The sequence below is a fragment of the Maritimibacter harenae genome (assembly GCF_009882975.1).
GTDB classification, from domain to species: Bacteria; Pseudomonadota; Alphaproteobacteria; order Rhodobacterales; family Rhodobacteraceae; genus Maritimibacter; species Maritimibacter harenae.
Map to the genome: position 1 here is coordinate 1 of NZ_WTUX01000029.1, position 230 is coordinate 230.

The window sequence follows — 230 nt, forward strand, 5'->3', positions numbered from 1 at the left end:
AGGATCGAAACCTTCGTGTCTTCCTCGGGGGCGAAGGCCGGCGGCTGGAACTCCGGCATCTCGTCGCGGTCGCCAAGCCAGGCCCAAACGAAACCGCCCCACTCGCGCACCGGGTAGGCGCGTGCTTTGACCTTGTCCATGAGGGGGCTGCCTTCCGGTTCGGAAGACATCGCAACCACGTTGCCATCCACATCCATCTTCCAGCCGTGGTAGAGGCAGCGCAGTCCGCA

Annotated in this window: 1 pseudogene; it reads right to left on the minus strand. The window is 64.3% G+C overall.

Annotated features, from left to right (window positions below):
- Positions 1–230: pseudogene (locus tag GQE99_RS21640) on the minus strand ((2Fe-2S)-binding protein); the annotation flags it as partial.